Raw genomic sequence first — 8,768 nt, 5'->3', positions numbered from 1 at the left:
CTGGGGCTGGACGTGACCGAGCTCATCATCGCCCAGTTGCTCTACCTGGAGTTCGACAATCCCGACAAGCCCATTTTCTTCTACATCAACTCCACCGGCACAAGCTGGTACTCCGGCGAGGCCGTGGGCTTCGAGACCGAGGCCTTTGCCGTCTGCGACACCCTCCGCTACGTGAAGCCGCCGGTCCACACCATCTGCATCGGCCAGGCCATGGGCACGGCCGCCATGATTCTCTCCGCTGGCGCCAAGGGGTATCGGGCCGCCCTGCCCCACGCCTCCATCGTTCTCCACCAGCCCCGCAGCGGCGCCCGGGGCCAGGCCAGCGACATCCAGATTCGCGCCCGGGAGGTGCTCCACAACAAGCGCACCATGCTGAGCATCCTGGCGGCCAACACGGGGCGCACCGTGGAGCAGTTGAGCCGGGATTCCGACCGCATGACCTACATGACCGCGGCGGAAGCCAAGGAGTACGGCCTGATTGACCGGGTGCTCACCAGCAGAAAGGATCTGCCCGCCGCGCCACCCCCCAGCCTCTAACCCCCAACCGCCGCTTCCCTCACCCCCTCTTGTCCCATGCCCATCGGAACCCCCAGCGTCCCCTATCGCTTGCCCGGCAGCCAGTTTGAGCGCTGGGTGGATATCTACACCCGCCTCGGGGTGGAGCGGATCCTGTTTCTGGGCTCCGAGGTCACCGATGGGGTGGCCAACGCCCTGGTGGCCAACATGTTGTACCTGGATTCCGACACCACCAAACCCATCTACCTCTACATCAACTCACCGGGTGGTTCCGTCACGGCCGGCATGGCCATCTACGACACCATCCGCTACGTGAAGTCCGACGTGGTCACCATCTGCGTGGGCCAGGCCGCCAGCATGGGGGCGTTTCTCCTGGCTGCCGGCACGAAGGGCAAACGCTCGGCGCTGCCCCACAGCCGCATCATGATTCACCAGCCCAGCAGCGGCGCCCAGGGACAGGCCAGTGACATTGCCATCGAGGCCAGGGAAATCCTCCGCAACCGGGACAGTCTCAATCGGGAGCTGGCGGCCATGTGCAACCAACCCGTGGAGAAGGTGGCCAAAGACTCGGACCGGGACTTCTTCATGGGCGCGGAGGACGCCAAGGTCTATGGCCTGATCGACCGGGTCATTGCCCACCCCAGTGAGGCGTAAGGGCTGGCCCAGGCAAGGGCGGGGCGGCGAGGGCGCCCACAACCCGGCCGGCCACGGTCAATCTTCAAGGGATTCTTAACAGTGGGTCCATGGCCATGGCAAGCCAGGCCCATGGCTGCTAGAGCGAAATGCGTTCATCCTATCTTCCTTCTTGGACACCAAAACCGCCTTTGCCGCCGTTGGCCATTGCGCCGTGTGGTCCGATCTGGACACAAGCGACGTGGAGAGGAACGCCTTCTTTGAGGAACTCAACGCTCGCCACCCCTACAACACCCTGGAGGAGGCGGAATGGGCTGCCCTCGTTGATCAACTGTGGGACCGGCACCGCAAGGACGGGCGAGAGGCCCTGTTGGCGGAAGCGACGACAGCCTTGAGCCCCGGTCAGCAACTCACCGCCTTTGCCGTGGCCTGCAAGATCGTCGCCAGTGACGGCGAGGTCAACCATGACGAGGTGAACTTTCTCATCCGTCTCGCCGAGATCAACGGTCTCAACATCCTGGAGAGTCGCACCATCCTCAGCGTGATGCAGATTCTCTGCCAGGACGCCTTGGCCTGAACTGCTTAAAATTGGCAATTCTCCACTGGGATCCGGTTCTTTTCGATGGCCAACCTTTTTTACGACAACGACGCTGACCTCTCGGTCTTGAACGCAAAGACGGTGGCCATCATCGGCTATGGCTCCCAGGGCCATGCCCATGCCCTCAATCTCAGGGATAGCGGGGTGAAGGTGATTGTGGGCCTCTACGAGGGGAGCCGCTCCGCCGCCAAAGCCCGGGCGGACGGTCTGGAGGTGGTTTCGGTGCAGGAGGCGGCAGCGCGGGCGGACTGGATCATGCTGTTGCTACCCGACGAGGTGCAGAAGCAGGTCTATGAAGCCTCCGTGGCGCCCCACCTCACCGCGGGCAAGGTGCTCGGCTTTGCCCACGGCTTCAACATTCGTTTTCAACTGGTTGTGCCGCCCACGGACGTGGACGTGGTGATGATTGCCCCCAAGGGGCCGGGCCATACGGTGCGCTGGGAGTATGAAAACGGCCAGGGAGTTCCGGCCCTCTTTGCCATTGCCCAGGATGCATCCGGCCAGGCCCGCACCTTGGCCATGGCCTACGCCAAAGGCATCGGCGCCACCCGGGCGGGCATCCTGGAAACCAGTTTCAAGGAAGAGACGGAGACGGACCTGTTTGGGGAACAGGCGGTGCTCTGCGGCGGCCTGAGCGCCCTGGTGAAGGCCGGCTTTGAAACCCTGGTGGAGGCGGGCTATCAACCGGAACTGGCCTATTTCGAATGCCTCCATGAGGTGAAGCTGATTGTGGATCTGATGGTGAAGGGGGGTCTGACGGCCATGCGGGATTCCATCTCCAACACGGCTGAATACGGTGATTACGTCAGTGGCCCTCGCCTCATCACCGACGACACCAAGGCGGAGATGCGGCGTCTGCTGGCGGAAATCCAGGACGGCGCCTTTGCCAGGCAGTTCGTGGCGGAGTGCGACGCGGGCAAACCCCGGATGCAGGCCATGCGGAAACAGGACCAGGACCATCCCGTGGAAGCGGTGGGCCAACGGCTCCGGGCCATGTTCAGTTGGCTGAAGACTGCCTGACGCCGTTGCGGCTCTCCTCCTGCCGTGTCCCCCCTGACGGGCTGGGGCTTGGTGCTGGCCGCCAGTGCCCTGGATTGGCTGGTGGGGGATCCGTTGGCATGGCCCCATCCGGTGCAGGTCATGGGCTGGGGCATCAGCCGGCTGCGCCATGGACTGGAGCCCTGGGGCCGCCAACAACCCCGCCGCCTGCAACTGGCCGGGGCAGCGTTGGCCGCCACCATGGTGCTGTTGGCCATGGGGGCGGGCATGGCCCTGGAGTGGGGCGCACGGCGCTGGCCCCTCCTGGCCACCCCTTGGTTGATCCTGGCCATGGCCAGTTGTCTGGCGGGGCGAAGTCTGGGCCAGCGGGTCACGGCTGTGCTGGAGCGGCTGGGGCCGTCCCCTGACTTACCTGCAGCCCGCCAGGCTCTGGCCAGGATTGTGGGGCGGGACGTGGCCCACCTGGGCCGCCGTGACATCCTGCGGGGCGCGGCGGAAAGCGCCAGCGAAAACGCCGTTGACGGGGCCTTTGCCCCCCTGTTCTGGATGCTTGTGGGGGTGGGGCTTCAGGCAGTTCTGGGAGATGGAGCGCCGGGGCCGGTGGCCATGGGTTGGGGCTTCAAGGCGGTGAGCACCATGGATTCCATGGTGGGCTATCGGCAGGGAACCCTGCGCTGGCTGGGGACCGCCGCGGCCCGGCTGGAGGACGGGATGGTGTGGCTGCCCTGCCGCTTGGCGGTGCTGAGCCTGGGGGTGATGCTGGGGCGACCCTGGTGGTTGTTGACCACCGCCCGGCGGGAGGGGGCCGCGGATCCGTCCCCCAACGCCAGTGTCTCCATGGCGGCCTATGCCCATGCCGTCGGGGTCCGGTTGGGCGGTCGCAACCGCTATGGCCGGCAGGAACGGGATAAGCCCCTGTTGGGAACAGGGCATCCGGATCCCCAGCCGGCCAGTGTGGTGGCCATGGTGCATCTGACCCGCCGGGGGCTGCTGCTGTGGCTGGGGCTGGCGGGTGTGCTCGCTTGTTGATGGGACGGGTATCGGGGGCTGGCTGGATCTCAGTAGGCCCCGTTGTCCCTGGGGGAGAGCACCACCCCCAGGGTGCGCCAGAGAATCACCAGATCCAGCACCAGGGACCGCCGGGACACGTAGTGCAAATCCAGGGCCACCCGCTGGGCATAGGTGAGGTTGTTGCGGCCGGACACCTGCCAGAGCCCTGTCAAGCCCGGACGGACGGACAGCACCCGGTCAATGGCGTCCCCGTAGCGCTCCACCTCCGCCCGCACAATGGGCCGGGGTCCCACCAAGCTCATTTCCCCCCGCAGGATGTTGAGAAACTGGGGCAGTTCATCCAGGCTGGTGCGCCGCAGTATGTGTCCCACTGACGTGATGCGGGGGTCGTTCTTGAGCTTGAAGCCGCGACGGAAATCCTCCTGCAGTTGGGCAGAGGTTTTCAAGGTCCTGCGCAGTTGCCGGTCCGCCCCCTGCACCATGGTGCGGAACTTGATGCAGCCAAACGGCTTGTGACCCCGCCCCAGGCGGCGCTGCACATAGAACAGTCCCCCTGGGGAACTGCGCCGGACCACCAGCGCCACCACCAGAAACAGGGGGGCGCCCACCACCAGGGCCAGGGCAGCCACCGTGATGTCCATCAGGCGCTTGAGGCGTTGACTGCGGAGCACTCGCGCCACCAGAGCGCTCCCCTGGGGCGTTGCCCGGAGCGCCGGCTGCCGGGAGCAGCCATGGACGCGGGGCCGGCGATCCATAGGCGGCAGCGCCCGGGTGTCCATGGAGCACAGGCAATGGCTGAACCAGCCTAAGGGGCCTGGGGGATACGGGAACAGGCCCCTTGGAACCGCCGCCAACTCCTGGCCAGCAGGGCCTCCATCCGCCCATGAAACCGCTGCCCGGAAAACCGCTCCGCCTGCTGCCGCAACCGTTCCGCCGGCAACTGTCGCCACAGGCGCTGGTCTTCAAAGTGGCGGATGGCCTCCGCCAGCACGCGGGGGCAGGGTCGATCAAAGAACAACCCTGTGGCGGTGGCCGGATCCTGACGGTGGCACCGTACGGAATCCAGAAGGCCGCCTTGCCCCAGGGCAATGACAGGGGCGCCGGCGGCCATGGCCTCCACCGGCGCAATGCCGAAGTCCTCCACGCCGGCATGGACCAACGCCCGGCACCGCCCCAGCAGATCCTCCACTTGGTGGGCGCTCCGCCGGCCCAGTAACCGGACTGTCGGGCCGGCTTGCCGCTGGAGTCGTTTTCGCTCCGGCCCATCCCCCGCCACCAGCAGGGGCAGACGGCAACGGTTGAAGGCCTCCACCACCAGATCCACCCGCTTGTAGGCCACCAGTCGCCCCAGACACAGGTAGAAGTCCGAACGGGGTTGCCGCCAGTGGAAGCGCTCCACCGCCACCGGGGGGTGAATCACCACACTGCGCCGTCGCCAACAGCGCCAGATACGCCGCGCCGTGAAACGGGAGTTGGCCACCAGCACATCCACCCGCTGGGCGCTGAGGTGATCCCATTGGCGCAGTTGATGGAGTTGCCAGCGGATCCACGGCCCCAACGGCCCCCTGGCCAAGGCGCTCCGGCGCAGGTAGACGTTCATCTGATCCCAGGCATAGCGGGGCGGGCTATGGACATAGCTCACGTGAAGCTGGTCCGGTCCGGTGAGCACCCCCTTGGCCACCAGATGGCTGCTGCTCACCACCAGGGGATGGCCGCTCAGGTCCAACTGTTCCACCGCCAGAGGCAGCAGGGACAGGTAGAGTTGCACCCGGCGCACACCCCAGGGGAGCCGCTGAACGAAGCTGGTGGTAACGGAACGCCCCGCCAGCCAACTACCCGGCCGCCGGGACTCCCCGTCCACCAGGGCATAAAGCCGGGGCGCCAGAAGTTGATCCAGTTCCCGCACCACCGCCTCGGCGCCCCCCGTCGCCCAGGGGCTGAACCATTCATGGACCAGGGCAACGGAATCCGGCGGAAAGGACAACACCCGCTGTGGGCAAACCGCTGCCAACCGTAAGGCCGGATCGCCCCGCCCAAGGCCCGTTGCCCCTCCCGCCCATGGATCCGGGCCATAGGCTGGGGCGTACATGCAATGGCTGGCCATGATGGAGCTCTTGCCCGGCGCCGGGGAACAGGAGGGGCCGGCAGGGATTGTCCAGGGGACGCCCTGGAGTTGATCCAGGCGGCGCCCTCGGAATCCGTCCATCTGATCCTCAGTGATATTCCCTATGGCATCGGCGCCGACCATTGGGACGTGCTCCACCACAACACCAATTCCGCCTACCTGGGGCGCAGCCCTGCCCAGCGGGCGGCGGGGGTCGTGTTTCAGCGGCGGCGGAAACCGATTAACGGTTGGTCTGCCGCGGATGGCCGATAACGTCTTACAGCATGGGGTGGGCGCCTATTGCCAGGACGGCTTCCTCGGCTTTGCCGACACCCCGGATAACGTGCTGCAGGTCGGACTGCCCGCGGCGGAGGCGGGGCTTCACCCCACCCAGAAGCCCCTGCGGCGGCTGCAAGCCCTCATCGCCTTGACCACCTGTGAAGGTCAGTTTGCCGGCGACGGCTGGGTGATCAGATTAGAAAATATCATGGGTGTAATTCTCACTCCCGCCAACGTCAATCTGGTTAAAGGGGAGTAATCTGTAACCCAGATCGGTGCAAGCAGCCTGCAAACCCGTTGCAGAGGCTACGGGTACAGACCTGACGCCGGAGCGGTCGAGAGTCAGAATCTCCACAGTTTCTCCATCACGGTTCAGGCTATGTTCAATATGAAAACGACCGTACTTACGGCCACATAGTAGATACGGGCCTGAATCTTCGTATGAAGTCTCTGGAGAGTGAGCATAGTAATAATGGTATTTCAGGTTCAGGTCACGATCAGCCGCCACCATAATACACTCATTGTGGGGAATCTCCCACCACCCCCTGATGGTCCACCTGGGATTTAAGGTAATGGTCAAGCCCGTTGAGCCGTCCCTGCGAAATCTTGTATGGATTATGCCAAAATTATAATAGGCAATGGCCAGAGAGAGTGGGTAGCCATCAGCGGTGCGGTTACAGAACTCCAGACTTGCCAAGGCCGGAGCCGGAGCGGTGATGGCGAGGGCAGTGGTGAGAAGGCCGAGGGAGAGCGCCATCAACCTTGCTGTCAAGGGCTTCAATGTTCAGTGGTTCAGTGGTTCAGTGGTTCAGTGGTGCTGGTGGGCAGGACCGGTCATCAGTGAGCGTAGTGCTTTCATAACAGCCTTACGAACTGGAGTTCGGCGCGATCTCTCTTATAATCCTGCAACTGGGCGTTGGATTCACGGGTCTCCCTGGTAAGCACCAGCTTGGGACTGAAGCCTCGCACGGTAAAGCCGCGATTGTATAGGGAGATACTCAGGGTCCGGGTGCGATCCATGCGGGAATCTTCAGAGGCAATCCATGGAAGTGTGCTCCCCCGATCATCGTAGTCGGTCCAGCGGTAACTTCCGTTGAGACCCACGGTGAAACCCCGGGGCAGATCGAGGGACATCCCCAGCCCCATCAACCGACCACTGTTGCGCCAGAGTTCCGATTCCATGTGTTCCCGGGTCAGCCCCACGTTGGCTTCCAGTCTCATGGTGGGGGTTGCCTGCCAGAGACCTGTCAAGGAAATATCGCTACGGGGACCGTCCAGATAAACATCCTCATCATAGACGTGCTGGTGGTAGGAGGCCTGGGTGCGAACCAGTACGCGCCTGCTCAGGAAACGGGACAATTCAAAACGGGCGCCGAGAGCCTTATATTGGGGCTCACCGCCGCTCCAGGAACGGCGGGCGCTGGCCAGCAGGCTCATATCCGTCCTTCCATTGGCCAACCAGCGGGTTCCCCCATGGGCGGACAGCAGCATGCGGTCAAAATCCTGACCCTCGTATTCCGTTCGCGAGATACTGGCGCCGCCCCGCAATCGCACCTTGGCGCTCAGCGGATGCTCATATTCCCCGCCACCCCACACCCTGAAGCCCAGGCCAGAGCTGATGTCCGGATGGTAGTCGGCCTGCACCGTCGGGCCAGGGGTGACACCAAAAAGATCAGGAATATCAACCTTCTCTGCATCACTGGAACCGCCGATGTTGGTATCGGGAGCCAGGGCCATGCCGAAATACCCGTTCCAACGGCGACGCTGCCTGATGGCGGAAAGAAAACCCCTGACGTTGGCCACCACCGGCGGCGGCAGACTCTCCTCCGCCAGCACCCGCTCAAACTCCCTGCGGGACAAGCGGTCGTGACCTTTGACATAGAACGCCCGGGCCAGTTCAAGTCGCACCCGCACCAGCTCCGGTTGGGCCACCAGGATCCGGTGGAACGCGCCAATGGCTTCGTCCACATAGTCTTTTCGTTCCGCCTCCGGGGTTTGGGGGTGCTCGGCAGCGCCCAGTGCCGCCCGACCCACCAGGAACAGAATATTGATCTGCCTTGTATCATCCAGGCGATCAGGAACCAGGGGCCGCAAGACAGACAGGGCCTCGATAAAGTTACCACCGTCTATCAGGGTTCTGCCTTGCTGGATCCCCGAATCGGACAACTGCTGTGGCTTGGTCTCCTCTTGGGCCTGCAGTGGGGCAGGTACGGACAGAAGGGGAAAAATCAGCGTGAAGGCAAGCGCAAGGGAACGCATTCAATCGCTACGGAGGAGTGGATCTGAGGATCATAGTACTGCCCCGGGTTCAGAAGGATTTGGCGGCCAGCAGGCAGACATGAAGGAGATACGGAAAGAACTGAAAGACGGTCTGGGCAAGCTGGATGCCAAGCTGGACCACCTGCTGGAAAACCGCTTCTCCACGGTCTCCTGATCCCCTGGAGGGCCTGCCACCCACCGGACAAGCCCTCTGTCCACCATGCTCACACGCCCGCTGGCGTCAATGCCGACCGTCAGGGGCTTTGCCCAGGCCAGGATACCGGCGGGGCCTTGGTCAGAGGGACTTGGCGGCGGCCAGGCTTTCCACCAAACGATCCACCTTGTCGCCAAGGGATTTCATGTCTGATC

11 protein-coding genes are annotated in these 8,768 nt (G+C 64.0%); 7 read left to right on the top strand and 4 right to left on the bottom strand.

The window, feature by feature from the left end; genetic code table 11:
- The 5 genes from BG35_RS0103995 to BG35_RS0103975 form a co-directional block, all read left to right on the top strand.
- On the top strand, positions 1 to 537 hold a 537-nt coding region (locus BG35_RS0103995; protein ID WP_025781808.1), incomplete at its 5' end, for an ATP-dependent Clp protease proteolytic subunit.
- 36 nt (positions 538 to 573) lie between these two features.
- Positions 574 to 1,170 (top strand): ATP-dependent Clp protease proteolytic subunit, encoded by a 597-nt coding sequence (locus BG35_RS0103990; protein ID WP_025781807.1) that lies wholly within the window; start codon positions 574 to 576, stop codon positions 1,168 to 1,170.
- A 151-nt stretch (positions 1,171 to 1,321) separates the two neighbouring features.
- Entirely contained in the window at positions 1,322 to 1,726 is a 405-nt protein-coding gene (locus BG35_RS11480; protein WP_025781806.1) for a tellurite resistance TerB family protein, read from the top strand.
- Positions 1,727 to 1,771: 45 nt separating this feature from the next.
- Positions 1,772 to 2,767, top strand: coding sequence for a ketol-acid reductoisomerase (gene ilvC, locus BG35_RS0103980; protein ID WP_025781805.1), 996 nt, complete (start codon positions 1,772 to 1,774; stop codon positions 2,765 to 2,767).
- Positions 2,768 to 2,791: 24 nt separating this feature from the next.
- Entirely contained in the window at positions 2,792 to 3,775 is a 984-nt protein-coding gene (locus BG35_RS0103975; protein ID WP_034416949.1) for a CobD/CbiB family cobalamin biosynthesis protein, read from the top strand.
- 29 nt (positions 3,776 to 3,804) lie between these two features.
- Here BG35_RS0103975 and BG35_RS0103970 read toward each other — a convergent pair whose 3' ends face one another.
- Together BG35_RS0103970 and BG35_RS0103965 are read right to left on the bottom strand one after the other, a co-directional pair.
- Positions 3,805 to 4,536, bottom strand: coding sequence for a sugar transferase (locus BG35_RS0103970; RefSeq protein WP_080688012.1), 732 nt, complete (start codon positions 4,534 to 4,536; stop codon positions 3,805 to 3,807).
- Between the two features lie 26 nt (positions 4,537 to 4,562).
- Positions 4,563 to 5,768 carry a glycosyltransferase gene (locus BG35_RS0103965; RefSeq protein ID WP_505625212.1) on the bottom strand — a complete coding sequence of 402 codons (1,206 nt, stop codon included), beginning with the start codon at positions 5,766 to 5,768 and terminating at the stop codon, positions 4,563 to 4,565.
- Between the two features lie 81 nt (positions 5,769 to 5,849).
- On the opposite strand from BG35_RS0103965, the gene BG35_RS13430 reads away from it, so the two are divergent.
- On the top strand, positions 5,850 to 6,134 hold the full coding sequence (locus BG35_RS13430) for a hypothetical protein (protein WP_025781801.1): 285 nt from the start codon (positions 5,850 to 5,852) through the stop codon (positions 6,132 to 6,134).
- Complete coding sequence (locus tag BG35_RS13425; protein WP_025781800.1) at positions 6,124 to 6,399, top strand: hypothetical protein; 276 nt, start codon at positions 6,124 to 6,126, stop codon at positions 6,397 to 6,399. Before BG35_RS13430 ends, BG35_RS13425 begins: the two co-directional genes overlap by 11 nt.
- Here BG35_RS13425 and BG35_RS14100 read toward each other — a convergent pair.
- Together BG35_RS14100 and BG35_RS0103950 are read right to left on the bottom strand one after the other, a co-directional pair.
- Entirely contained in the window at positions 6,337 to 6,897 is a 561-nt protein-coding gene (locus tag BG35_RS14100) for a DUF1036 domain-containing protein (protein ID WP_071994779.1), read from the bottom strand. The genes BG35_RS13425 and BG35_RS14100 overlap by 63 nt on opposite strands.
- A 98-nt stretch (positions 6,898 to 6,995) precedes the next feature.
- Positions 6,996 to 8,399: a surface lipoprotein assembly modifier gene (locus BG35_RS0103950; protein WP_025781799.1), complete on the bottom strand. Its 1,404-nt coding sequence runs from the start codon at positions 8,397 to 8,399 to the stop codon at positions 6,996 to 6,998.
- Positions 8,400 to 8,768: the final 369 nt, after the last annotated feature.

The sequence above is a fragment of the Candidatus Synechococcus spongiarum SH4 genome (assembly GCF_000586015.1).
In the GTDB taxonomy this organism is placed as follows: Bacteria; Cyanobacteriota; Cyanobacteriia; order PCC-6307; family Cyanobiaceae; genus Synechococcus_B; species Synechococcus_B spongiarum_F.
The sequence above is the reverse complement of the archived record's forward strand: the minus strand, read 5'-3'. Positions and strand labels throughout refer to the sequence as shown.